This is a genomic window from Parazoarcus communis, assembly GCF_003111665.1.
GTDB lineage: Bacteria > Pseudomonadota > Gammaproteobacteria > Burkholderiales > Rhodocyclaceae > Parazoarcus > Parazoarcus communis_B.
Genome location: NZ_CP022188.1, coordinates 1,665,833 through 1,690,401, shown reverse-complemented (window position 1 = coordinate 1,690,401; position 24,569 = coordinate 1,665,833). Strand labels below are relative to the sequence as shown.

24 protein-coding genes and 1 pseudogene are annotated in these 24,569 nt (G+C 64.8%); 13 read left to right on the top strand and 12 right to left on the bottom strand.

Features of this window, described 5'->3' with window-relative positions; translation table 11 throughout:
• Positions 1 to 103: 103 nt before the first annotated feature.
• The 11 genes and pseudogenes from pcaF to paaG all read right to left on the bottom strand — a co-directional run bounded on the left by pcaF (position 104) and on the right by paaG (position 10,105).
• Positions 104 to 1,309 carry a 3-oxoadipyl-CoA thiolase gene (pcaF, locus tag CEW87_RS07695; RefSeq protein ID WP_108972153.1) on the bottom strand — a complete coding sequence of 402 codons (1,206 nt, stop codon included), beginning with the start codon at positions 1,307 to 1,309 and terminating at the stop codon, positions 104 to 106.
• 51 nt (positions 1,310 to 1,360) lie between these two features.
• Complete coding sequence (locus CEW87_RS07690) at positions 1,361 to 1,993, bottom strand: TetR/AcrR family transcriptional regulator (protein ID WP_108972152.1); 633 nt, start codon at positions 1,991 to 1,993, stop codon at positions 1,361 to 1,363.
• A 62-nt stretch (positions 1,994 to 2,055) separates the two neighbouring features.
• Positions 2,056 to 3,123 (bottom strand): 1,2-phenylacetyl-CoA epoxidase subunit PaaE, encoded by a 1,068-nt coding sequence (gene paaE / locus CEW87_RS07685; protein WP_108972151.1) that lies wholly within the window; start codon positions 3,121 to 3,123, stop codon positions 2,056 to 2,058.
• Positions 3,124 to 3,156: 33 nt separating this feature from the next.
• Positions 3,157 to 3,648: a 1,2-phenylacetyl-CoA epoxidase subunit PaaD gene (gene paaD, locus CEW87_RS07680; RefSeq protein WP_108972150.1), complete on the bottom strand. Its 492-nt coding sequence runs from the start codon at positions 3,646 to 3,648 to the stop codon at positions 3,157 to 3,159.
• Positions 3,649 to 3,709: 61 nt separating this feature from the next.
• Positions 3,710 to 4,492 (bottom strand): 1,2-phenylacetyl-CoA epoxidase subunit PaaC, encoded by a 783-nt coding sequence (paaC, locus tag CEW87_RS07675; protein WP_108977020.1) that lies wholly within the window; start codon positions 4,490 to 4,492, stop codon positions 3,710 to 3,712.
• A gap of 11 nt (positions 4,493 to 4,503) precedes the next feature.
• Positions 4,504 to 4,719, bottom strand: a pseudogene (gene paaB, locus CEW87_RS07670) (1,2-phenylacetyl-CoA epoxidase subunit PaaB); the annotation flags it as partial.
• Between the two features lie 144 nt (positions 4,720 to 4,863).
• Positions 4,864 to 5,859 carry a 1,2-phenylacetyl-CoA epoxidase subunit PaaA gene (gene paaA / locus CEW87_RS07665; protein WP_108972149.1) on the bottom strand — a complete coding sequence of 332 codons (996 nt, stop codon included), beginning with the start codon at positions 5,857 to 5,859 and terminating at the stop codon, positions 4,864 to 4,866.
• Between the two features lie 60 nt (positions 5,860 to 5,919).
• On the bottom strand, positions 5,920 to 7,242 hold the full coding sequence (gene paaK, locus CEW87_RS07660) for a phenylacetate--CoA ligase PaaK (RefSeq protein ID WP_108972148.1): 1,323 nt from the start codon (positions 7,240 to 7,242) through the stop codon (positions 5,920 to 5,922).
• 60 nt (positions 7,243 to 7,302) lie between these two features.
• Positions 7,303 to 7,767 (bottom strand): hydroxyphenylacetyl-CoA thioesterase PaaI, encoded by a 465-nt coding sequence (gene paaI, locus CEW87_RS07655; RefSeq protein ID WP_108972147.1) that lies wholly within the window; start codon positions 7,765 to 7,767, stop codon positions 7,303 to 7,305.
• On the bottom strand, positions 7,760 to 9,238 hold the full coding sequence (gene paaH / locus CEW87_RS07650) for a 3-hydroxyacyl-CoA dehydrogenase PaaH (RefSeq protein ID WP_234421742.1): 1,479 nt from the start codon (positions 9,236 to 9,238) through the stop codon (positions 7,760 to 7,762). The genes paaI and paaH overlap by 8 nt, the downstream gene beginning before the upstream one ends.
• Before the next feature lie 51 nt (positions 9,239 to 9,289).
• Positions 9,290 to 10,105 carry a 2-(1,2-epoxy-1,2-dihydrophenyl)acetyl-CoA isomerase PaaG gene (gene paaG / locus CEW87_RS07645; protein ID WP_108972145.1) on the bottom strand — a complete coding sequence of 272 codons (816 nt, stop codon included), beginning with the start codon at positions 10,103 to 10,105 and terminating at the stop codon, positions 9,290 to 9,292.
• Between the two features lie 248 nt (positions 10,106 to 10,353).
• Between paaG and paaN the strand changes: the two genes are divergently transcribed.
• From paaN to CEW87_RS07625, 4 genes are all read left to right on the top strand, one after another.
• On the top strand, positions 10,354 to 12,018 hold the full coding sequence (gene paaN, locus CEW87_RS07640) for a phenylacetic acid degradation protein PaaN (protein ID WP_108972144.1): 1,665 nt from the start codon (positions 10,354 to 10,356) through the stop codon (positions 12,016 to 12,018).
• Positions 12,019 to 12,374: 356 nt separating this feature from the next.
• The gene (gene paaY, locus CEW87_RS07635) at positions 12,375 to 12,980 is read left to right on the top strand and encodes a phenylacetic acid degradation protein PaaY (RefSeq protein WP_108972143.1); all 606 of its coding nucleotides are present in this window, start codon (positions 12,375 to 12,377) and stop codon (positions 12,978 to 12,980) included.
• 98 nt (positions 12,981 to 13,078) lie between these two features.
• Positions 13,079 to 14,665: a toll/interleukin-1 receptor domain-containing protein gene (locus tag CEW87_RS22565; RefSeq protein ID WP_199917145.1), complete on the top strand. Its 1,587-nt coding sequence runs from the start codon at positions 13,079 to 13,081 to the stop codon at positions 14,663 to 14,665.
• Between the two features lie 38 nt (positions 14,666 to 14,703).
• Entirely contained in the window at positions 14,704 to 15,084 is a 381-nt protein-coding gene (locus CEW87_RS07625; protein WP_108972142.1) for a cupin domain-containing protein, read from the top strand.
• A gap of 47 nt (positions 15,085 to 15,131) precedes the next feature.
• Here the strand turns inward: CEW87_RS07625 and CEW87_RS07620 are convergent, their stop codons facing one another.
• Entirely contained in the window at positions 15,132 to 15,539 is a 408-nt protein-coding gene (locus CEW87_RS07620) for a TerB family tellurite resistance protein (RefSeq protein WP_108972141.1), read from the bottom strand.
• A gap of 254 nt (positions 15,540 to 15,793) precedes the next feature.
• Here CEW87_RS07620 and CEW87_RS07615 point away from each other — a divergent pair, with 254 nt between their 5' ends.
• From CEW87_RS07615 to CEW87_RS07575, 9 genes are all read left to right on the top strand, one after another.
• Positions 15,794 to 17,035: a serine hydrolase domain-containing protein gene (locus CEW87_RS07615; protein ID WP_159098112.1), complete on the top strand. Its 1,242-nt coding sequence runs from the start codon at positions 15,794 to 15,796 to the stop codon at positions 17,033 to 17,035.
• A gap of 54 nt (positions 17,036 to 17,089) precedes the next feature.
• Positions 17,090 to 18,264, top strand: a protein-coding gene (locus CEW87_RS07610) for an IS3 family transposase (protein ID WP_108971792.1) whose coding sequence is annotated in 2 segments (ribosomal slippage) — positions 17,090 to 17,351 and positions 17,351 to 18,264 — 1,176 coding nt in all. Because the reading frame shifts where the segments join, the coding sequence is not laid out codon by codon here.
• 17 nt (positions 18,265 to 18,281) lie between these two features.
• Complete coding sequence (locus CEW87_RS07605; RefSeq protein WP_108972139.1) at positions 18,282 to 18,866, top strand: hypothetical protein; 585 nt, start codon at positions 18,282 to 18,284, stop codon at positions 18,864 to 18,866.
• Positions 18,867 to 18,878: 12 nt separating this feature from the next.
• Positions 18,879 to 19,820 (top strand): hypothetical protein, encoded by a 942-nt coding sequence (locus tag CEW87_RS07600; RefSeq protein ID WP_108972138.1) that lies wholly within the window; start codon positions 18,879 to 18,881, stop codon positions 19,818 to 19,820.
• Positions 19,813 to 20,967 carry a beta-ketoacyl-ACP synthase III gene (locus tag CEW87_RS07595; RefSeq protein ID WP_108972137.1) on the top strand — a complete coding sequence of 385 codons (1,155 nt, stop codon included), beginning with the start codon at positions 19,813 to 19,815 and terminating at the stop codon, positions 20,965 to 20,967. The genes CEW87_RS07600 and CEW87_RS07595 overlap by 8 nt, the downstream gene beginning before the upstream one ends.
• Before the next feature lie 2 nt (positions 20,968 to 20,969).
• Positions 20,970 to 21,365 (top strand): hypothetical protein, encoded by a 396-nt coding sequence (locus tag CEW87_RS07590; protein WP_108972136.1) that lies wholly within the window; start codon positions 20,970 to 20,972, stop codon positions 21,363 to 21,365.
• Positions 21,366 to 22,376, top strand: coding sequence for a BtrH N-terminal domain-containing protein (locus CEW87_RS07585; RefSeq protein ID WP_108972135.1), 1,011 nt, complete (start codon positions 21,366 to 21,368; stop codon positions 22,374 to 22,376). It abuts the gene before it with no gap.
• On the top strand, positions 22,373 to 23,296 hold the full coding sequence (locus CEW87_RS07580) for an ABC transporter ATP-binding protein (protein ID WP_108972134.1): 924 nt from the start codon (positions 22,373 to 22,375) through the stop codon (positions 23,294 to 23,296). The genes CEW87_RS07585 and CEW87_RS07580 overlap by 4 nt, the downstream gene beginning before the upstream one ends.
• A 3-nt stretch (positions 23,297 to 23,299) precedes the next feature.
• On the top strand, positions 23,300 to 24,562 hold the full coding sequence (locus CEW87_RS07575; protein ID WP_108972133.1) for an ABC transporter permease: 1,263 nt from the start codon (positions 23,300 to 23,302) through the stop codon (positions 24,560 to 24,562).
• Positions 24,563 to 24,569: the final 7 nt, after the last annotated feature.

The following is a 24,569-nucleotide window of genomic DNA, read 5'->3' as shown; positions in this document are numbered from 1 at the left end:
TGGTTTATGTGAGTAAACGGGCTTGAGGTGTCCCGGTTACCTGCCGCAAAATTATTACATACCTAATTCGTTAAAAACTAACGAATTGTGACGACATCGCAGATCAGACCCGCTCGATGATCATTGCGATGCCCTGTCCCACCCCGATGCACATGGTGCACAAGCCGTAACGACCGCCCGTCGCCTCCAGCTGACGCAAGGCGGTAAGCACCAGGCGTGCGCCCGACGCGCCCAGCGGATGACCGATGGCGATCGCGCCGCCATTGGGATTCACGCGCGGATCGTCGTCGCGCAGTCCGAGCTGGCGCGTCACCGCCAGCCCTTGGGCTGCGAACGCTTCGTTGAGTTCGATGACGTCCATCTGCTCGAGCGTGAGACCCGCTTTCTCGAGCACCTTGAGCGAGGCAGGCGCCGGCCCGATGCCCATGATGCGCGGTTCGACCCCGGCGGTCGCCATGGCCACGATGCGCGCACGCGGCTTGAGGCCGTGCTTTGCCGCCGCCTCACCGGACGCGATCAGCAGTGCCACCGCGCCATCATTGACGCCCGAGGCGTTACCCGCGGTGACCGAGCCGTCCGGGCGCACCACGCCCTTGAGCCGTGCCAACGTGTCGAGCGTGGTGTCGGCACGCGGATGCTCGTCCGCCGCAACCACGATCGGATCGCCCTTCTTGCGCGGGATCTCCACCGGACACAACTCACCGTCGAAGAAACCACGTTCGGCCGCCGCCGCGTAGCGCTGCTGACTGCGCAGCGCAAAGGCGTCCTGGTCGGCGCGGCTGACCTTGAAATCGGTGGCCACGTTCTCGGCGGTTTCCGGCATGGAGTCGATTCCGTACTTCGCCTTCATCAGCGGATTCACGAAGCGCCAGCCAATGGTGGTGTCCTCGATCTTCGCGCTGCGCGAGAAGGCCGTGTCGGCCTTGCCCATGACGAAGGGCGCGCGGCTCATGCTCTCGACGCCGCCGGCAATCATCATCCCGGCCTCACCGGCCTTGATGGCGCGGGCCACGATGCCCACCGCATCCATGCCCGAACCGCACAGGCGGTTGATGGTCGAGCCCGGCACGTCGATCGGCAACCCCGCCAGCAGGCCGGCCATGCGCGCAACGTCACGGTTGTCCTCGCCGGCCTGGTTGGCGCAGCCGTAGTAGATGTCCTCAACGGCTGCCCAGTCGACCGTGGGATTGCGCTCACGCAGCGCCCTGATCGGCAACGCTGCAAGATCGTCCGCACGCACGCCCGACAAGGCGCCGCCATAGCGCCCGAAGGGTGTCCGGATACCGTCGCAGATAAAGGCTTCTGTCACTGAGTGTCTCCTCGTCATTGTTGCCGCTGCGCCTGTGCTGGCAGACAGCGTCTATTCGTTTTCCACCGCCGTTGCCGGCCGCATTTCAGTCTTGAGCAAACCCTTGACGCCGTTGAGCAGAATTGCGGTCACCACCGGCGCCATATCGCCATAGGTGTAATGACCGTCCGAGCGCAGCCAGGTAAAGGTCCAGTTGATCATGCCGAACAGGATCATCGCCACCGGCTTGTCGAGGTTGCGCGACCTGAGCCCGGGCTCGACGCGCTCGATGGCATCGGCAAACGCCGCCACCACCTTGCGCTGCTTGCCCACCACATATTCTTCCTGGGCGGTCTGGAGAAACTTCACGTCCTGCACCAGCACCACGTGCTGGTTCTGTGAATGCTCGTATTCCTCCATGAAGCGCATGACCAGCCCCGACAGATGCGGCTCGGCCTCCAGGTCCTGCGACTCCACCCCAGCCACGATCGCAAGCAGCTGATCCATGTAGCTGTCGGCGATGTCGAACAGGATGTTTTCCTTGTCCTTGTAATAGTGGTAGAGCAGCGGCTTCGACACCCCGCAGGCTTTGGCCAGCTCGGCCATCGACGCGTTGTGAAAACCCTTGTCGGCAAAGAGCCGCGCCGCCTCCTGAAGGATGACGCCGCGCTGTACCTCGAATGTGGGAGATTTGCCCCTGGCCATTGTTCGCTTCCGTTCCTGTGCAAATGAGTTCGCTCACCCGCACGCGTCTGGGATGCCGCCTTTCAACGATCGTCGAAGCTGATGACCACCCGCTCGGTCAGCGGATGGGACTGGCAGGTGAGCACATAACCGGCGTCAACGTCGGGTTGTTCGAGAGTGTAGTTCTTGTCCATGCGAACCTTGCCCTCGATGACCTTGGCGCGGCAGGTGCAGCATACCCCACCCTTGCACGAGTACGGCAGGTCCATGCCCGCGCGCAGCGCGACATCCAGGATGGACGGATCCTCGGCGCGGAAATCCATCTCGCGCTTGAGGCCGTCGGCGATGATCGTGATCCGTGCCTGCGGTGCGTCGCCCGCTTCCACATGATGGGCGGGACCGCTGTCGGGTACACCGAAACGCTCGAGGTGGATGCGCCCCGCGTCGACGCCGCTGGCCAGCAGACCGGCTTCGACCTCGTCGATCATGCCGCCGGGTCCGCAGATGAAGGCGGCATCGATGGTGTCGGCCGGGATCAAGGTGTCGAGGAAACTCGCCACGCGGGCACGGTCGAGACGACCATTGAACAGCTCGACGTCCTGCTCTTCGCGCGAGAACACGTGGTACATCGTGAAGCGCGTCATGTAGCGGTCTTTCAGATCCTCCAGTGTCTCGGAGAAGATCACGCTGCCCTGACGCTGGTTGCCGTAGATCAGGGTGAAGCGGCTGTCGGGCTCGGCGCGCAGCGTGGTCTTGATCAGCGACAGGATCGGGGTGATGCCGCTACCGGCCGCGAAGGCGACGTAGTGGCGGGCATTCGCGGGATCGAGTTCGGTATGAAAGCGCCCCTCGGGGGTCATGACCTCGATCACGTCGCCGGCCTTGATGCTGGCATTGGCCCAGGTGGAGAAACGTCCCCCGCCGATCTTCTTGATCGCGACGCGCAATTCGCCGTCGTCGACTCCGGCACAGATCGAGTAGGAGCGGCGCAACTCCTCGCCACCAACATTGGCCTTGAGCGTGAGGTGCTGCCCCTGCACGAAGCGGTAATCATCGGCCAGGTCTGCGGGCACATCGAAGCGCAGGCTGATGGCTTCGGGGGTCTCGCGGCGCACTTCGGCGATCGTGAGCGGGTGAAATTTCGGCGTCATGGTTTGTCTCCGGTGTCCGTCTTGTGGGGCGGATCAGATCGGTTTGAAATATTCGAAGGGTTCGAGGCAGCTCTTGCAGCGGTACGTTGCCTTGCACGCGGTCGAGCCGAACTCGGACAGGCGCTCGGTATCGTTCGAACCGCAGCGCGGGCAGGTCAGCGTCTTCTTCACGAAATGGATCGGTTGCGCACCGCCCACCGCAGCCTTGCCGGTCGGCGGAACGATGCCGTAGGCACGCAGCTTCTCGCGCGCCGCCTCACCGATCCAGTCGCTGGTCCATGCCGGATCGAGCCGGGTTTGCAGCTCGACCTTGCCCACACCGGCGGCCAGCAGGGTGTCCCGAATCGCAAGCCCGATGACCTCGGTGGCGGGACAGCCGGAGTAGGTCGGCGTCACCACCACGGTGATCACGTCGTCCGCGCAGTGCAGCTCGCGGATGATGCCGAGTTCCACCACCGATACCGCCGGCACTTCGGGGTCGGGCACGCTGTCGAGCAGCTTCCAGGCCTGGTCTTCGGTCAACATTGTGTATCTCCAGGAAGTGTGGAGAAGCCGCTGCAAGCAGCAGGCTTGTCCATTCTTCGTCTCACCACTGCGCGCCGGGATAGGTGCGCTGCATGTACTGCATGGTCGCCAGCAGATGCCCCATGTGCTCGGAGTGACGGCCGAATTTGCCGAAGCTCTTGAACGGCGTGCGCGCCGGCACCACCAGCGTGGCCTGCGCGAACACCGGCAGCACCATGGCTTCCCACTCAGCCTCGAGCTCGCCCCAGGCCGGGCCGATAGCGGCCGCGGAAACGGCTTCATCGGTCGGGTTGGCAGCGAACAGCTCGGCGGTGTAGGGCCACAGATAGTCGAGTGCGGCCTGGGTCTTCGCATGCGACACGTCGGTGCCATCGCCAAGACGGATCACCCACTCGGCCGAGTGATTGAAGTGATAGCGGGCTTCCTTCAGGCTCTTGGCTGCGATGGCGGCGAGTTCGGTATCGGACGATGTGGCGAGCTTCTGCCACAGCAGGATCTGAAACGTGCTGTAGAGGAAGTTGCGTACCGTCGTGCGACCGAAATCCTCGTTCGGCACTTCCATCATGGTGATGTTGCGATAATCGCGCTCGACACGCAGGAAGGCCATCTGGTCTTCGTCGCGGCCCTTGCCTTCGAGATTGCCGGCATGGGTCAGCAGCAGGCGGGCCTGACCGACCAGATCGAGTGCCATGTTGGCGAGCGCCAGATCCTCTTCGATGACCGGCGCGTGTCCGCACCACTCCGACAGGCGCTGACCGAGGATCAGGGCGTTGTCGCCGAGGCGCATCACGTATTCGATGTGTTCCGCTGAAGCGGCAACGGTTTGGACTGAGGTTTGCGTCATGTCGTCCGCCATTACATGTGGTTAACTTCGTCGGGCAGCTGATAGAAGGTCGGATGACGATAGATCTTGTCTTCCGCCGGATCGAACAGCTCGGGCTTGGCATCCGGATCGGAGGCGACGATGTCGGACGCCTTCACCACCCAGATCGACACGCCTTCGAGGCGACGGGTATAGACGTCGCGTGCCATCTGCAGCGCCATCTTTGCGTCCGGCGCGTGCACGCTGCCGCAATGCTTGTGGTCGAGGCCGTTACGGCTACGGATGAAAACTTCCCACAGGGGCCATTCCTTGCGTTCCATGTCTCTCACTCCTCAATGTGTGTGCTGTCGGGCCCGTGCTTTGCGGGCCCGCGCTTCGATTCCGTTACTGGATCAGGCGGCCTGACGTTCGCGCGCGGCCATTTTCTCGGCGTGGGCGATTGCGGCTTCACGCACCCAGGCACCGTCGTCCCAGGCCTTGTTGCGCGCCGCCAGACGATCGACGTTGCACTGGCCATGACCACCGACCACGTTCCAGAACTCGTCCCAGTCGATCACGCCGAAGTCGTAATGACCGCGCGCCTCGTTCCACTTCAGGTCGGGATCGGGCAGGCCGACGCCCAGCACCTCGGCCTGCTTGACCGTGGCGTCGACGAACTTCTGCCGCAGGTCGTCGTTGGAGATGCGCTTGATGCCCCAGCGCGCAGAATCCGTGTGCACGCTGTCCTTGTCGTGCGGGCCGAACATCATGATCGACGGGAACCACCAGCGATCGACCGCGTCCTGCACCATCTCGCGCTGCTCTTCCGTGCCCTTCATCATCTGCAGCAGCAGGTCATAGCCCTGGCGCTGATGGAAGGACTCTTCCTTGCACACCCGCACCATGGCGCGGGCATAGGGGCCATAGCTGCACTTGCACAGCGGAATCTGGTTCATGATCGCCGCGCCATCGACCAGCCAGCCGATCACGCCGATATCCGCCCAGTTCAGCGTGGGGTAGTTGAAGATCGAGCTGTACTTCGCCTTGCCCGAGAGCAGCGCTTCGGTCAGTTCGTCGCGCGACACGCCGAGGGTTTCGGCCGCCGCATACAGATACAGACCGTGGCCGCCCTCGTCCTGCACCTTGGCCAGCAGAATGGCCTTGCGCTTGAGGCTGGGTGCGCGGGTGATCCAGTTGCCTTCGGGCAACATGCCGACGATCTCGGAGTGGGCGTGCTGGCTGATCTGGCGCACCAGGGTCTTGCGATAGGCCTCGGGCATCCAGTCCTTGGCCTCGATGAAGCCGCCGGCATCGATCTTGGCGTTGAACTCGGCCAGATACTCGGGGTTTTCGACCTTGCGCGGCTTCTTGGTGTCGCCGTCGGGAATGCTGAGTGACTGTGTGTACATGGTGGACTCCTCGTGGGGTTCACAAGCGGCACAGCGGGATAGCTGGCCGCGGGAGATGCTTTATTCTTTCGGCCGGCGATCGACTACGCGCTTGGCCTTGCCGACGGTCACCCGTTCGATCGAGAACGGCTCGCCAACCACGACCTTGCACGACACACCGATCAGGGCCTTGATGTGATGGGTGAGCTCCTTGGCCAGCGCCTCTTTCTGCTCCGGATGACGACCAACATTGGCCTCGGCGTTGACCTCGACCTTCACCGTCAGCGTGTCCATGTGGCCGTTCTTGTCGACCTCGAGCAGATACTGCGGTGCCAGCTTGGGCATCTTGCAGATCAGCTCTTCGATCTGGGTCGGGAACACGTTCACACCGCGGATAATGAGCATGTCGTCCGAGCGCCCGGTGATCTTGGCCATGCGGCGCATGCTGCGTGCAGTCGGCGGCAGCAGACGGGTGAGGTCGCGGGTGCGGTAACGGATCACCGGCATCGCTTCCTTGCTCAGGGACGTAAAGACAAGCTCGCCTTCCTCGCCGTCCGCCACGACTTCACCGGTTTCCGGGTTGATGATCTCGGGATAGAAATGATCTTCCCAGATCGTCGGGCCATCCTTGGTTTCGACGCACTCGTTGGCGACGCCCGGCCCCATGACTTCGGACAGACCGTAGATGTCGACCGCGTCGATCCCCGCACGGGCCTCAACCGCCAGGCGCATCGCCGGGGTCCAGGGCTCGGCACCGAAGATGCCGATCCTGAGCGAGGTGCTCTTGGGGTCGATGCCCTGCGCTTCCATCTCGTCGAGGATGGTCAGCATGTAGGACGGCGTCACCATGATGATGCTGGGCTTGAAGTCCTGAATGATCTGGACCTGCTTCTCGGTCTGCCCGCCCGACATCGGGATCACCGTGCAGCCAAGACGCTCGGCACCGTAGTGCGCGCCCATGCCGCCGGTGAAGAGACCATAGCCGTAGGAGATATGCACCATGTCACCCGGCCGGCCGCCCGAGGCACGAATCGAGCGCGCCACGACGTTGGCCCAGGTGTCGATGTCCTTCAGCGTGTAGCCGACCACGGTCGGTTTGCCGGTGGTGCCGGAGGAGGCATGCACCCGCGCCACCTTGTTCATCGGCACTGCGAACATCCCGAAGGGGTAGTTGTCGCGCAGGTCGTGCTTGGTGGTGAAGGGAAACTTCGCCAGATCCTCGAGCGTCTTCAGGTCGTCCGGATGCACGCCCTTGTCGTCGAAAGCCTTGCGGTAGTGCGGCACGTTCTCGTAGGCGTGGCGCACGCTCCACTTGAGTCGCTCAAGTTGCAGGGCACGCAGTTCGTCGATGCTGGCCTTTTCGATAGGCTCGAGTTCGGGTGGGGAATATGTATTCACCGTCATTTTTGTCTCCTGCTCCTCTATGTCCGATCTGATTCTGGTGTTCTTGTATTTTTGTATTCGTTACAGCTCAACCACTGGCCGGCCCTTCATCCGGTAAGACTTGCCGCGCATCACGGCGATCAGCTCGCCCGTCTGGTTCGTCACCGTGATGTCGTACACGCCGGTACGGCCCGAGGCGGAGACTTCGCGTGCCTCTGCGCTCAATACGTCTCCCGGACGGCCGGGCGCCATGAAGTCCACGCTGATGCCCGAAGCCACGGTCATCTCGTTGCCGCTGTTACAAGCATAGGCAAAGGCGGTATCGGCGAGCGTGGTGATGAAACCGCCGTGGCAGATGCGAAAGCCGTTGAGCATGTCCTCGCGCACGGTCATGGTCATCGTCGCACGCCCCGGCCCCACATCGGTAAAGGTCATGCCGAGGCCACGCGCAGCCTGGTCGCGCTCGAACATGCCATCGCGCACGCGCTCGGCCAGCGCCTGGGGGTCAAGACCGGCGTTCAGGTCACGATTCATCACTTCACTCATGAAAGCTGTCTCCGTTATGGCTTTTTCTCAGGATCAGCGGCGAGACGCGGTAACGCTCCTCACCATAATGCTCACGCAGGTTGTGCAGCACCCGCGCCACGAAGCGCACACCGATCTGGTCCGCCCAGGCCAGCGGCCCTTTCGGATAGTTGGTGCCGAAGCGCATCGCAAGATCGATGTCGGCCGCAGAGCCGATGCCTTGCAGCACCGCATCCGCGCCCTCATTGGCAAGCATGGCGACCGTGCGCACACCGATCAGCCCGGCCACGTCGTCGATGCGCGACACCGCCAGGCCAGCCTGCTGCAGCGTGCCGACCACCGCATGCCACGCGCCCAGACCGCAGTGGTCCGCACGTGACAGCACAACGCGCGGCGTGGTGGCGTAATCGAGACACAGATCGAGCAGCACGAGATTGCTCAAGCCCTCTTCGGCCGTGCGACGGGCGGCAGTGCGGCCGTCGCAAAGCATCAGGCGCCCGCGGCCGATCTCCAGCCACCCGGCAGCCCCCGTCGGTCCAGCCTTGCGCGTCACCCCGACACCCGCGGCTTCGAGCCTGGCCAGCAGCGGCTCGGCCACACCGAGACTGCCCACCGCAGTCACGCTGCGCTCGGCCGTCGCGGGCGCCTCGGTCCTGGCCACGGGTTTCGCGACGTCGGCCCCGTAGGCGTAGAAACCGCGCCCACTCTTGCGTCCGAGCCGTCCGGCGAGCACCAGATCCTGCTGGATCAGGCTCGGCGTGAAACGCTTGTCACCAAAATAGGCATCGAATACCGAGCGCGTGACGGCGTAGTTCACATCGTGGCCGATGAGGTCCATCAGCTCGAACGGCCCCATCGGAAAGCCGCAGCATTCGCGCATTGCGGCGTCGATGCTCGCGGGCTCGGCCGCGCATTCATTGAGCACCCGCAGCGCCTCGGCGTAGAAGGGTCGTGCCACCCGGTTGACGATGAAGCCAGGCGTGGATTTCGCATGTACGGCCACCTTGCCCCACGCTTTTGCGGTGGAGTACAAGGTATTGGCCACTGCACGGTCAGTCGCGAGGCCGGAGACGATCTCGACCAGCTTCATGCGCGGCGCCGGATTGAAGAAGTGCAGGCCGGCAAGGCGCTCAGGACGGGCCAGCACTGCGGCCATCGCGGTAATCGACAGCGACGACGTATTGGAGGCAAGGATGGCCTCGTCGCCGAGCAGGCTTTCGAGCTGCAGGAAGAGCTTCTGCTTGATCTCGAGGTTTTCGACGATGGCTTCGATCGCAAGACCCGCATCACTGGCAGCGGCCAGATCCGTCACAGCGGTCAGCCGCGCCATGGCCGCATCACGCGCGGTGGATTCCAGCTTGCCCTTCGAAACCAGAAAATCGAGATCCTTCGCGATCCCGCCAAGGCCCTTGTCGATAGCTTCGGCGCGGGTGTCATACAGATACACCGGATGTCCGGCCAGCGCAGCGACATGGGCGATGCCCGCACCCATGGCACCGGCACCGATGACCAGCACCTTTACATTCTTGTCGAGGGCCACGGCTCAGTCCCCCTTGAACTCGGGCGTGCGCTTTTCCATGAAGGCGGCGACACCCTCACGATAATCGTGCGAGCGACCGCAATCGCGCATCATGTCGCGTTCGAGGTCGAGCTGGGTGTCAAAGTCATTGGTGGAGCTGGCCCAGATCGCCTTCTTGGTCTGGGCAAAGCCGAAGGTCGGCCCCTTGGCCATCTGTGCTGCAAGCGCCTGCACCGTGGGCATCAGGGATTCGTCGTCGACGCACTTCCAGATCAGACCCCAGGCTTCGGCCTGCTCTGCTGCCAGCTTGTCGCCGAGGAGCGCCAGCCCCATTGCCCGCGCAGGGCCCAGCAGCCGCGGCAGAATCCAGGTGCCGCCGGTATCGGGAATCAGGCCGAGCTTGCAGAAGGCCTGGATGAAGCTCGCCGAGCGGGCTGCAAACACCATGTCGCAGGCCAGCGCCAGGTTGGCACCGGCGCCGGCCGCCACGCCATTGACGGCACAGATCACCGGCAGATCGAGATTGCGCAGCGTCATCACCAGCGGCTTGTAGTTCTTTTCCACCGACGCACCCAGATCAGGCGCCTCGCCGCCGGCCGCAACCGAACGGTCGGAGAGATCCTGTCCGGCACAGAAACCGCGCCCCGCACCGGTGATGACCAGCACCCGGACCGAACCGTCCGCCCGCCCCGCCTTCACCTGTGCAAGCGCGGCACGCATTTCCCCGTGCATCTGATCGTTGAAGCTGTTCAGACGATCGGGTCGGTTCAGGGTCAGTGTGGCCACCCCCGCATCGATTTCGAGGCGAATGGTTTCACCGTATCCGGCTGCTGCGCTCATCTTGTCTCCTCCTGGCCTTGTCTTGCCCCGCGCGCTGGTGCACGCTGGGGAATTGTTCTTTCCGGAGTTCAACTCCGGGATCGGGACGACAACTGTTTTCGTTGTTTGACCGACCGGTCAATCAATAGTAATCTTGATCCAGATCAAAAGACAAGCTTTTTTCACTTGCCCTTTTTCTGCACCATCGACATACGAAGCACCCCGCGCGGACCCGTCCGACGGCCCCAAAAAATCTGAGGAGACAAGGCATGACCCATCCGCTGTTCGAGAAGCACAAGGCCACCCTGGACGCAGCCATCGCCGCCATTCACGGTCGCGGTTACTGGACACCGTTCCCGGAAATGCCCAGCCCCAAGGTATATGGTGAAACGGCTGCCGACGATGGCAAAAAGGCTTTTGACGCCTGCCTCGGCAAGGAATTTGAGCTCGATCAGCCGGGCCAGACCGGCTGGGCAGCCACCGAACGTTCGCCCTACGGCATTGCACTCGACGTGCGCTACCCGGTGTGCGAGCCCGAGGCCCTGATTACCGCCGCGCAGAACGCAATGGAAGGCTGGCGCAAGGTCGGCGCAGAAGGCCGTGTCGGCGTCTGCCTCGAAATTCTCGACCGCCTCAACAAGCGCAGCTTTGAAATTGCGCACGCAGTAATGATGACCACCGGTCAGGGCTGGATGATGGCCTTCCAGGCCGGCGGCCCGCATGCGCAGGATCGCGGCCTGGAAGCCGTTGCCTACGCATGGGACGAGATGAGCCGGGTGCCGGCCGAAACCATCTGGGAAAAGCCGCAGGGCAAGAACCCGCCGCTGAAGATGAAGAAGCACTACGAGATCGTCGGTCGCGGCGTCGGTCTGGTCGTCGGCTGCGGCACCTTCCCGACCTGGAACACCTACCCCGGCCTGTTCGCCACGCTGGTCACCGGCAACCCGGTCATCATCAAGGCCCACAGCAACTCCATTCTGCCGGCAGCGATGACGGTGAAGATCGCGCGTGAAGTGCTGAGCGAAGCCGGCCTCGACCCCAACCTGGTGTCGCTGGCCGTGGTCGAGAAGCGCGCCGCCACCCAGGCGCTCGCCACCCACCCCGCAGTGAAGTCCATTGATTTCACCGGCAGCAACGTCTTCGGCCAGTGGCTGATCGACAACGCCCGCCAGGCCCAGGTGTATGCCGAACTCGCAGGCGTGAACAACGTCGTCATCGAATCCACCGACAGCTACAAGGCAATGATGCGCAATCTCGCCTTCACCCTGAGCCTGTACTCGGGCCAGATGTGCACCACCACCCAGGCCATCCTGGTGCCGGCCGGCGGCATCGACACCGACCAGGGTCACAAGTCCTTCGACGAAGTCGCCGCCGACCTCGGCGCCGCCATCGACAAGTTCCTGACTGACCCGGCGGTCGCGACCGCCGTGCTCGGCGCCATCCAGTCCGAAGCCACCCTCGGCCGCATCGCTGAAGCGGGCGAATACGGCAAGGTGGTACTGGCTTCCAAAAAGGTCGAACATCCCGACTTCCCGCAGGCCGAAGTCCGCACCCCGGTGCTGCTCACCTGCGACGCGGCCGACGAAAAGAGCTACATGGAAGAGCGCTTCGGCCCGGTCAGCTTCGTGGTCAGGGTCGCCGACGGCGCCGCAGCCATCGCCCTGTCGGAACGCATCGTCAAGGAACACGGCGCGCTCACCGTTGGCCTGTACTCAAGCAAGCAGGACGTCATCGACGCCATGACCGACGCCAGCCTGCGTGCCGGCGTGGCCCTGTCGATCAACCTCACCGGCGGCGTATTCGTAAACCAGTCCTCAGCCTTCTCCGACTACCACGGCGTAGGCATGAACCCGGCAGCCAACGCGAGCTACTCCGACAGCGCCTTCGTCGCCAATCGCTTCCGCGTCGTACAACGCCGCTACCACGTAGAGTAAGACCACGGCGAACTGGGTCAGAGCCTTCAGCAATTCAGGCTTTTCGCTCTTACCCAGATCACGCCCCCTCGCTCACGGCGCCCAGCCGTGGCGCGGGCGGCCCGGCGGCAACTTCTGTCGTGCCGAGCGGCGGGCCTGCGCAGGGGAAACAAGGCGATGCATGTCTGAGTCCGGCGCAGCCGGGCGAGTTTGCATCGCCTCCCCTGCGCAGGTTCGCAGCGAGGGCAGCCGAAGGCCACGACAGCAGGCGCCGACGGACCGCCCGCGCCGCGACTGGGCGCCAGGCACGAACCAGAATACGCAACAATCCAGCACTGCCGCATAAAAATGCAGAAGACGAGACCAGGAGACACCCAATGCCCTGCTACGAAATCGACGGTCTCAAACCCGTCATCCACCCCACCGCCTTCGTCCACCCCGATGCTGTACTGATCGGTGACGTCATCGTCGGCCCGCGCTGCTATGTCGCCCCGCTCGCCTCGCTGCGCGGCGACTTCGGCCGCATCGTGCTGGAAGAAGGCAGCAACATCCAGGACACCTGTGTGATGCACGGCTTCCCCGGCACCGACACCGTGATCGAAGTCGATGGCCACGTCGGCCACGGCGCAGTGCTGCATGGCTGCCGTGTCGGTCGCAACGCCCTGATCGGCATGAACGCCGTCATCATGGACAACGCCAGCATCGGCGAATCGAGCATCGTCGCCGCCTGCGCCTTCGTCAAAGCCGGCATGGAAGTCCCCGCAGGGAAACTCGTCGCCGGCATGCCCGCCAAGATCATGCGTGATCTGTCGGAGCAGGAAATGAACTGGAAAGTCGACGGCACCCGCTGCTATCAGGACCTGACCGTGCGCAGCCTCGCCACACTCAAGCCCTGCGAGCCGCTCACCGAGATGGAAGCCGGGCGCAAGCGCTTCGAGTTCGAAGGCGTCGTTCCCCTCATCGACGCCAAGAAAGGCAGCTGAAGGCCGCCACAAAGGCGGCTGTACCCGACTATGCTTAGTTCAGCAGGCGGGCCGACCGACCTCGGCCGCCCGCCTCGCCCCGCACACGGGAGCTGCGCATGGACGGGATTTTCATCAGCTATCGCCGCGAGGACTCATCGGGTTACGCAGGCCGCCTCTATGACCGGCTCGCGGCCCGCTTCGGGCGTGAGCGCGTGTTCATGGATGTCGAAGGCATCGACCCCGGCACCGACTTCATCGACGCCATCGACAGCGCGGTCGCCTCATGCACCGTCCTGCTCGTGCTCATCGGCCCCAAATGGCTGGGCGAGGACATCGGCAGCGACAAACGCCGCATCGACGACCCCCACGACTTCGTCCGCCTTGAGACCGCCGCCGCACTGCGGCGCAAGATCCGCGTACTGCCGGTACTGGTCAATGATGCGGAAATGCCCGGCGAAGATGCGCTCCCGCCCGACCTCAAGGCACTTGCACGACGCCAGGCCATCGAGATCAACCACAAGCAGTGGGATGCATCGACAGGCGAAGTCCTGAAGGCGCTCGATCGCATCTTCGGTACCGACAAGCCGCGCTGGCGCCTGCCGGCGATCATCGGAGCGACCTGCGTCGCGCTCGCAGCGGGTGGCTGGCTGTCATGGCACGAGCTGACGATTGACGATGCCACACGCCCGGCAACCAGCGTCGGCGAACCGGGAGACGCTGTCACCGATCACCCCACCCCCACCCTGCTCGCCGCAGCGGAGCCGCCTGCCCCTGCACCCCCGGCAGCCGCCACCGACGGGGCCACACCCTCCACGCCGGCCGAGGCCGCGGGCGCAAACCCACCAGCGGAAGCCCCCACCAAACAGGCGGTCACTGCACCACCCGCCGCCGCACCACCAGCTGCACCTGCTGCACCCGCTGCACCCACGCCCGCAGCAAAGCCCCGCGAGACCACCACGCCGCCACCGCAGCCTGCGCCCAAGCCAGCCCAAACCGCCAAGCCCGCCGCGACCGCCCCCCCCCAGCCCGAACGTACCGCGCCCGAAGCCGTGATCGTCACCCGGCCTGAAGCGGCGCCGAAAACCGCGCCTGTGCGCCCTCGACCGGCGCCAGCCGCCGTCGATAGCCGCTTGCCGCGAGCGGGCGAAAGCTGGGTTTATCGGACGCGCGGACTGTGGGCAACCAGCCCGAAACGTACTGTTGTCGTCACCGTAAGCGCCCAGGACGGCACCGCAGTCACCGAACGCATGCAGGACACCGAGCCCGCCCCCGGGCCTGCCGGCACCCAGGTGAGATGGCGCGGCAGCGAAGCACGCATCGCGCATGATGGCGGCCTCGGCACCGAGTTCAGCCCCTTCATCAGCGCCTTTGCCGAGCTTCAGCAGGACACGTCGTGGCGCGGCATTCCGACCCCCGACCTCGATGGCAACTGGGGCGGCTGGTACGGCACCGGCGAAGTGATCGGACGCGAAACCGTCCGCGTACCGGCCGGCAGCTTCGACGCCTGGAAGGTCGAAGTCTGGAGCACCCGCCACGCCACCGGGGGTCAGACCATCGCCGGCCTCGAGCCGGTGCGGATTCACTTCCTGATCTGGTATGCCCCGGGCGAGAAACGCTACGTGAAGATGCAGCGAACGCTGATCTCCGCACTTAGCCGCGACCTGGAAAAAGACACGATTGAACTGGTCAGCAGCGCGCCATAAGAATAGGCTAATAAGGGATCGATACTAAAATAGAGCCTATGACTTTCGAACGAGAAACACGCAGCGCGACACTGCTGCAGTCCACCGGCAACCTGTTTGCCGATCTCGGCGCTCCAGAAGGCGGTGAAAAATTCCTGCCGCTGCTGCAGACGGACACCACCTGCGTCGAACGGATCGTCTCCCACGGCAGCGCGAGCCCGCCCGGCTTCTGGTACGACCAGCCCGACGACGAATGGGTCATGGTCGTGACCGGTAGCGCGGAGCTCGCTTTCGATGACGACAGCCGCATGTCCATGCGACCGGGTGACTGGGTGACCATCCCCGCCCACTGCCGCCATCGCGTCGAATCCACTGCACCCGACACCGTCTGGCTCGCCGTTCATGTCCGCCACCTGCCCGCAACGGTGTCCTGCGCCTGAGGCTGGGCCGCACCGGTTCACCGCCGCGGCGCAGACCTGACACGCCTTCAGCGCTGCGCGCCGAGTTCGCTCAGAGACAGATCCCAGCGGCTCAGGGCGTGGCGCAGCAAGGTCTGCTCGGGCTGGGAAATCCGCCCGTCCGCCTTCGACAGCACCAGCATGGCCTGGCAGGTCAGGGACCGCAGCGACGGATCGGTGACGCGATCGAGCATGTGCTCGACCTGCTCCAGATCCAGCAGGCGCACGGCCTCCGTATTCCCTCCACGCGCCAGCAGCTCCTGGCAGTGATCGATGACGGCCTGAATCAGTACGTCGCGGGGGATCCCCAGCAGTGCCGCAATCTCGTGCCGGTCCAGCGCCTCCACCTCGCGATTGGCGAGTTCTCCGTCCGAGATCAGCGTCAGCGCGACCAGGCGGGCAGCAATCGTGCGTTGCTCGTTCAGCGGAATGTTCATCGAGAGTGTCTCCTTGAAATGTCGGATGCTTCGACTCCGCCCATATGTGCCGGGTTCAACCCGTCCGATTACATCATCAGGAACAAGGACATGTGGCGTACGGCACGGGCTGAATTCAGCCGACGTATGTATAATTAGTAAGATTTTGTCAGGCAAGCACTTTCCCGCATGGGTCGCCTGTCGCACGTCACTTCATGAGCCTCGGCCACCCCTGTCAACATTCGGTTAGTCCGACCTCCTGCACCAGACCCGTCATGTTCGCTTCAGGCTCCGCTCCCGGCTTTCGCCCGTTTCTCCGTCGCCTCGCCCTGAGCGCATGTGTACTGGCGCTGGGCGCCTGCGCGACCGCTCCGCAGCGCCCGCCCGACCTCCAACGCGGCGACTTCCGCTATGCGATCGAGCGCGCCCGCTGGCTGATCGAGCAGGAGATGGCCGACAACAAGGTCACCGGCCTGTCCGTTGCGCTGGTCGACGACCAGCGCGTAGTCTGGGCAGAGGGCTTCGGCTACGAAGACGCCGAGCGCGAGATCGCCGCCACACCCGGCACCCCTTACCGGCTCGGGTCAATCGCCAAGGTGCTCACGGCAACCGCCGCCATGCAGCTTGCAGAAGAGGGCCGCATCGACATCGACCGCCCGCTGAAAGAAGCACTGCCGGCCTTCTCGGTGCGATCTCGCTTCGACAACACGACGCCGATCACGCCGCGCAACATCATGCACCACCACTCCGGCCTGCCCGCCAACCACCTGAGCGGCATGCTGACCACCTCGGCTCCGGCGCCCTTCACCAGCCTGGTGGAGGCCGTGCGCAACGAATACGTCGCCTATCCGCCCGAGTTCATCTTCGGCTACTCGAATCTGGCTGTCAGCCTGCTGGGTGCGGCAATCGAGCACACCGCCGGCACGCCCTTCGAGCAGCATCTGCAACAGCGCCTGCTCGCCCCGCTGGGCATGGTGCACACCCGCTTCGAGTCGCAGCCTGCGCTCAAGGTGTACAACCGCCACGAAGAAATCGACGCGCTGGCCCTGCGCGACCTGCCGTCCGGCGGACTCGTCTCGAACGTCGACGACATGAGCCGCTTCATGCGCTGGGTGTTTGCCGACGGACGTGCCGGCGAGCGGCAGTTGCTCGGCGCCGACACCCTTGCCGAGATGCTGCGCCCGCAGAATACCCATGTGCAGCTCGACATGGGCTTTCGCGTCGGACTGGGCTGGCTGCTGTCGGGTATCGAGATCCGCAACGCGGGCACCGTGGCCAGTCACGGCGGCACCCTGCTCGACTCCCACAGCATGATGGTGGTCTTGCCCGAGCACAAACTTGGCATCATCGTCGCTTCCAACTCGGCCACCTCGCAGGGCGTGGTCAAGACGGTCGCCACCGAAGCGCTGAAGCTTGCCCTCGAAGCCAAGGCCGGCATCGTTCAGCCCGAGCCGGTGCTAGCCTCCAGCGCCGACGTGGCGCTGCCGCCAGACCAGCTTGCACGCTACTTGAGGTAGGCTGAAAAAAATGGAGTCCAACGTTTTGTAAAATTGCACGAACGGAGGACGCACATGGAACGGATGCCGAAAGGGATTTACACGCCGGAATTTCGGGCGGAAGCAGTGAAGTTGGTGGAGGCAGAAGGGCTTTCGGTGGATGCAGCGGCCAAGCGCCTTTCGGTGCCGAAGAGCAGTCTTGGCAACTGGGTCAGGGCCTCGCGTGCGGGCAAGCTTGCCAAAGTGGGGCAAGGCCAACGGTTGCCGACAGAGACGGAAGTTGAGCTGGCGCGATTGCGCAAGGAATTGGCGGAAGTGAAGCTGGAGCGCGATCTGCTAAAAAAATGTGCGGCGTATTTCGCGAAGGAGTCGCGGTGAAGTACGCACAGATTGACCAACTGCGACTACACCACCCTGTGGCGGTGATGTGCCGGCTGCTGAGTGTTTCGGAGAGCGGCTATCACGCCTGGCGCCAACGCCCACCCTCGTTACGGGCGCAAGAGAATGCGCACCTGGAGACCGAGATCAAGGTTGCGCATCGACGCACACGAGAAACCTACGGGCCACAACGCCTGCAATCAGATCTTGCGGATCACGGCATCCCGGCCAGCGTGTATCGCATCAAAAGGTTACGCACAAAGCTGGGACTGCGTTGCAAGCAGAAACGCAAATTCAAGGCGACAACGAATTCGAATCATTCACTGCCGCTGGCGCCTAATCTGCTGGATCGTCAATTTGATGTGGCAGCGCCCAATCGGGCTTGGGTGGCCGACATCACCTACATTGCGACCGATGAGGGCTGGCTATACCTTGCTGGCGTCAAGGATTTGTTCAACGGCGAATTGGTCGGCTACGCCATGGCTGAGCGGATGACCAAAGAGCTGGTTACGAAAGCATTATTCCGAGCAGTCGTCGCGAAGCGACCGACCAAAGGGCTGATTCACCATTCGGATCGCGGCAGTCAGTATTGCGCGTACACCTATCAGACATCGCTGCGGCAATTCGGCATGCGCGCATCAATGAGTCGCAAGGCGGACTGCTGGGACAATGCCCCGATGGAAAGCTTCTGGGGTTCTCTGAAGAACGAACTGGTCCATCACCAATCCTATGCCACCCGCGAGCAGGCGAGGCGTGAGATCACCGAATACATCGAGATCTTTTACAACCGCATACGCAAGCAGGCACGCCTTGGCTATCTCTCACCTGCCGCTTTCAGTCAGCAGTACTATGCAAAACAGATGGCAGCTTAATCCGTTGGACTCCACGATTGACGACCTACCTCAACTCGGCCTGGTACGACTCGATGGTCGGGCTGGTCCGGGTGCGCCCGGGCGACGATGCGCTCGATGCCAGCGTGATGGGCCATACCCTGCAGCTCAAACCCCGCCCCGAGGGGCAGTTCGGCCTGCGCTACAAGCTGTTCGGCATGATCCCGGTGCAGGTCAGCGCATTCGACGGCATCCGCATCTCGATGGCAAAGGTGGCAAACCATGACGTGCTGGTAGGGCATTTCGGCGACGACACCATGCTCGTCGGCGAGCGCCTGAGGCCGGCGCCGGTGCCGCAGCGACTGCTCGACTACGTTGGTGAATACCGGATCGTCGGGCAGAAGCTGGGCATCATGCCCGACCGCCTCGCCCTTCGCCTCGAGGACGGCTTGCTGGTGGGCGAATGCAGCTTCTCCGAACTCCCCGGATTCGTGCTGCGTATCGGCCTCAATCCGATATCGGACACCGAACTGCTGGTGTCGGGGCTTGGCACCGGCAAGGGCGAAACCATCCTCGCCACCAGCAAGGGCAAGGACAAGGTGCTGCTGTTCTCCGGCCTCGAACTGCACAAAGTCACCAACTGACCGGCACGGCCTGTGAAGAACGTTCTCGTTGTCCATTATTCCCAGAGCGGCCAGCTGTCGGATGTCGTTTCCGCGATCTTGCGCCCGCTCGAGGACGCCGGCATCCGTGTGCATCAGGAAGTCCTGCGCCCGCAGACGCCCTTTCCCTTCCCGTGGCCGTTTTTCCGCTTTCTCGACGCGTTTCCCGAGTCGGTGCGGCTCGACCCGCGGCCGAACCTGCCGTTGACGGTGGCCCCGGACGCCAGTTTCGACCTCGTGATCCTGGCCTGGCAGGTGTGGTACCTGTCGCCCTCGCAGCCGGTCACCGCCTTCCTGCAAAGCGACGAAGGAAAGCGCCTGCTTGCCGGCAAGCCCGTCGTCAGCGTCGTTGCCTGCCGCAACATGTGGATGACCGCCTACGACAAGCTCGTGACGCTGCTCGGTGCTGCCGGCGCACGCCTCACGGATCACGTCGCCTTCACCGACAACGCCAACCCGCTGGCAACCTTCATCACCACGCCGCGCTGGATGTTCACCGGCCGCCGCGACCGCTTCCTCGGCCTGCCGGCTGCCGGCGTCACGCCGACCGAGACCGCAGCAGCCGCACGCTTCGGCCATGCGCTGGTCACGGCGCTGGCCCGGGACGAAGAGCGCAGTGGGGCCCCGATGCTCACCGGCCTGCGCGCCGTCAGCGTCAATCCGCGCCTGGTGGTCAGCGAACGCGCCGGGCAACGCGCCTTTCGCGTGTGGTCCGGCTTCGTGCGCCTGTTCGGCAAACCCGGACAACTGCGCCGGGTGCCGGCGCTCGCACTGTTTGTGACCTACCTCATCGTCCTGATTATTACGGTGGTACCCTTGAGCCTTGTGCTGCAGCGCAGCTTCGCTCCCCTGCTCCGGAACCGCCTCGATGCGCTGCGCGCGCGCTACGAACAGCCCTCCGGTTCGGGCAACGCACGCATGACCGAACATGACTGAACCCCGCTCCGTATATATCACTGCCACGGCCTGCTGCCTGCCCAATGCCCCTGTCGACAACGAGGCCATCGAGTCGGTACTCGGCCGCATCGGCGAACGGCCTTCGCGTGCCCGTCGCATCGTGCTGCGCAACAACGGCATCCGCCAGCGCCACTACGCCATCGACCCCGCGACCGGTGCAGCCACCCACAGCAACGCCGGCATGACGGCCGAGGCCATTCGCGGACTGGCGACAGACGGATTTGCGCTCGACGACATCGAATGCCTTGCCACCGGCACCTCGCTGCCTGACCAGATCATGCCCAATCACGGCGTGATGGTGCACGGCGAACTCGGCAACCCCGCATGTGAAGTCGTCAGCACCGCAGGCATCTGCCTGGCCGGACTCACCGCGCTCAAGTACGGCTGGCTGTCGGTGCTCGCCGGCAACACGCGCAACGCCGTCACCACCGGCTCCGACCGCCCCTCGGCGGTGCTGCGCGGGAGCAGTTTCGAGGCCGAGAACGAACACCGCGTGGCCGCACTCGAGCGTCATCCCGAGATCGCATTCGAGAAGGACTTCCTGCGCTGGATGCTGTCCGACGGCGCCGGCGCCTTCCTGCTGCAGGATGCACCGCGCACCGGTGCACGCGCACTGCGCATCGACTGGATCGAGCTCTCGTCGCAGGCCCACGCCCAACCGGTGTGCATGTATGCCGGCGGCGAACGCGACGACAGCGGCAGGCTGCAGGGCTGGGCCGGGTACGCGCCCGAGGCCTGGGGCAGGGAGTCGATCTTCGCCATCAAGCAGGACGTGCGTCTGCTCAACGAGCAGGTGGTCGCAAGCACGCTCGAAGCGCCGCTGCGCCGGCTGATCGAGCGTCGCCAGCTCCGCGCCGACCGGATCGACTGGTTCCTGCCGCACATGTCCTCGCACTATTTCCGCGACCAGATCGCCGACTGCCTGCAGCGGCTCGGCCTGCCGATCGCGCCCGAGCGCTGGTTCACCAACCTCGCGACCCGGGGCAACACCGGCGCGGCCTCGATCTACATCATGATCGACGAACTGCTGCGCAGCGGCCGCCTGAGCGAAGGCGAGCGCCTGCTGTGCTTCGTACCCGAAAGCGGCCGCTTCTCCAGCGGTTTCATGCACCTGACCGTGGTCTGACGATGGACGCAAACGAAGTTCCACAGGAAGGCAACGCCACCCTCGGCGGCCACCGCAAGGCCATGTACGCGCGCGGCGCCGATGGCCGCATCGGCATCGTGCCCTCGAGCGGCTGGGAGGCCGAGGAAATCGTCACCCTGCAGGCAGTGGAAGACCTCGACCGCCTTGCGGCTGACGCGCGCAAGCGGGCACGTGCAGGCAGCACGTCGCCGCTTGAGTATCACATGTACAAGGCACGCATGGATCTCACCCTGTTGTCCCAGATCAGCGGCATCTGGGCGTGGCGGGTGCGCCGCCACCTGCGCCCGGACATCTTCGCCCGTCTGCGTCCCGCTCTGCTCGCGCGCTACGCCGAGGCGCTGGGCATCAGCGTCGACCAGCTCAAGCGGGTGGATTGAATGCAGGACACCCCAAACACATTCAGCCACCAGCACGCCTCGCATTGCGAGAGCGGCGTGATGTCGGCCATCGTGCGCCACTACGGCCTGCCCCTGTCCGAGCCGATGGCGCTCGGCCTGTCGTCGGCCGTGTCCTTCGCCTACCTGCCCTTCATCAAGCTCGGTGGGCTGCCGCTGGTGGCCTACCGCATGCCGCCGCGCGCGATCATCCGCGGCCTGCAGAAACCGCTTGGCATCCGCATGCGGACCGAAACCTTCCGCTCCACTGCCCGTGGCGAAGCACGCCTCAACAGCCTGCTCGACGAGGGCAAGGTGGTCGGCCTGCAGACCTCGGTGTTCTGGTTGCCGTATTTCCCCGGCGACATGCGTTTTCACTTCAACGCCCACAACGTGCTCGCCTATGGCCGCGACAGCGCCAGCGGCGAATACCTGCTGTCCGACCCGGTGTTCGAAGAGCCGATGCGCTGCGCACCGGCCGACCTCGCCCGTGCGCGCTTCGCCCGCGGCGTACTCGCGCCCAAGGGCCTGCTCTATTACCCGGAAACCCGCCCCAGCGAGCCCGACTGGGGCAAGGCGGTTCCGGCGGCCATCCGCAAGACGGTGCGCATCATGCTGCGCGCCCCGATTCCGCTGATCGGCATTCGCGGCATGGAGCGGGTAGCGCGCGCCGTCGAGCGCCTGCCCGCCAGTGGCGATCTGCAGAAATCCAAGCTCTTCGTCGGCCATCTGGTGCGGATGCAGGAAGAAATCGGCACCGGTGGCGGCGGTTTCCGCTACATGTACGCCTCCTTCCTCGAAGAAGCCGCCAGCCTCGCGGCGCGTCCGGCGCTGACCGAACTGGCCGGCGAACTGGTCGAGATCGGTGACGGCTGGCGCGAGTTCGCGCTGGCCACCGCGCGCATGATCCGCGACCGCGACCCCTTCGATCCGGCCCGTCTGGCCGCCCTGCTGCGCCAGCAGGCAGCCCGCGAAAAGACCTTCTTCGGCAGCCTCGACCGCGCCATCCAATGATCGCCATCGAGCGCATCAGCCATCGCTATCGCAGCGCCAGCATGGCTGCCCTCGATGCCATCACGCTCGATGTCGGACGCGGCAGTCTGTTCGGCCTGCTCGGCCCCAACGGCGCGGGCAAGACCACGCTGATCTCGCTCATCGCCGGCCTCATCGCCCCGCAGCAGGGGCAGATCAGGGTCAGCGCTCAGACGCTGTCCGACTTCCGCCGCGCCCGCCCCAATGCGATCGCCCTGGTACCCCAGGACTACGCCTTCTACCCCATGTTGACGGTCGCCGAGAACCTCGCCTTCTTTGCCGGCGTGCAGGGGCTGGACCGGCATCAGCAGCAGGCCCGCAGCAGCGAGGCCATCCGTTTCGCCCGCCTCGAGAGCGTCGCCAGACAGCTTGCCGGCGAACTCTCCGGCGGCTTGCGCCGGCGGCTGAACCTTGCCATCGGCCTGCTCGGCGACCCCGCGCTGCTGCTACTGGACGAGCCCACCGTCGGTGTCGATCCGCAGTCGCGCCACTTTCTGCTCGACGCCATCCGCGACCTGCGCGACGCCGGCAAGACGGTGATCTACACCAGCCATTACATGGATGAGGTCGAAGCCATCTGCGACCGTATCGCCATCATCGACCACGGCCGGGTGCTCGCCAGCGGCACGCTGGCCGAGGTGCTCGGTGCCGGCGAGTCGCAACTGCTGCTCCGCCTCGACCGCGATCTGCCGCAACCGCTGCTCGAGCGCTGGGAAGCAGCGCATACGGTCACGACGCAGGGCGCAAACAGCATCTGCCTGACCCCGGTCCCTGCCGCCGCGCTGCCGCAGATCCTGCAGGATCTCGCCGCGCACGGGCTCACGCCGCTGGCCCTGAACCACGGCCAGCAGAATCTGGAGCAGGTCTTCATGCACCTGACCCAGCGTTCGCTGCGGGACTGAACAATGACTGCAGCCTGCACCCTGATCCGGCTCGCCGCCCTGTGGCGCAAGGAAGCGCTTGCGCTGCTGCGCGATCGTCACGGGCTGGCCGCCCTGTTCCTGATGCCGGCCATCTTCATCCTGGTGATGTCGATGGCTCTGCGCGACGCCTTCGTACCCGGCGTACCCGCCGACCTGGGCTACGCCATCGTCGACCTCGACCGCAGCGAAGCCTCGCAGGCGCTGGAGGGACAACTCGCCGGCATCGACCTGCTGCGCGAGTTCGGCACCCTGGACAGCGAGCAGATCGGGCGCGAAGCAGTGGCGGACGGTCGCATCGCCTTCGTACTGGTAATTCCGCAAGACTTCGAGCGCGGGCTTGGCAGCGCCGCCAGCCCAGCCCCTGACGCGGCGGGCGTGCGCCTGCTCGCCGACCCCACGGTGCCGCTGGCGGTACGCAACGGCTTTCGCCAGCAAGTCGAAGCCGAACTCACCCGCCTGCAACTGAGCACCCTGCTCGCGCGCATCGGGCGCAGCCTGTTGATCCCCGAACTGCGCGACGTGGCGGGCAAGGCACCGCCCCTGCCGGTCGTGGTCGAAGCCGTTCGCAGTCCCACGCTCGCCGACGGGTCGGAAAGCGCCGCCACCCTGCCTTCATCGGTGCAGCAGAACGTGCCGGCATGGCTGATCTTCTCGATGTTCTTCGTCGTGGTGCCGATCTCTGCCGTATTCATCGCCGAGCGCCAGCACGGCACGCTGCAGCGCCTGGCCACGCAGCAGGTGTCCTTCGGCCTGATCCTCGCCGGCAAGCTGCTGCCCTTCTTTGTCGTCAATCAGGTGCAGGCGGTGCTGATGGTGCTGGTCGGACGCTATCTCGTACCGCTCGCCGGCGGCGAAGCCCTCACCCTGCCCACGGGCGCCGCCTCGCTGCTCGCGCTGTGGCTGATGAGCGCAGCGGTCAGCGTCGCCGCCGTGGCCTGGGCCCTGCTGATTGCCAGCAGCGCGCGCAGCACCGAGCAGGCCACCGTGATCGGCGGTGTGGGCAACATCCTGATGGGTGCGATCGGCGGCATCATGGTGCCGAAATTCGTCATGCCGGCCGGCATGCAGCCCCTGACCGACCTGTCGCCGATGGCATGGGCGCTGGACGGCTTTCACCGCGTGATGTTGCGCGGCGGCGCCATCGCCGACGTCCTCGGCCCCGCCGCCGCACTGCTATCCTTCGGCCTCGCGGCGCTGGCCGTCGCGATCCTGCTGAACCGGCGCGCCCTGCGCGCGCTCCGCTGACGAGCCA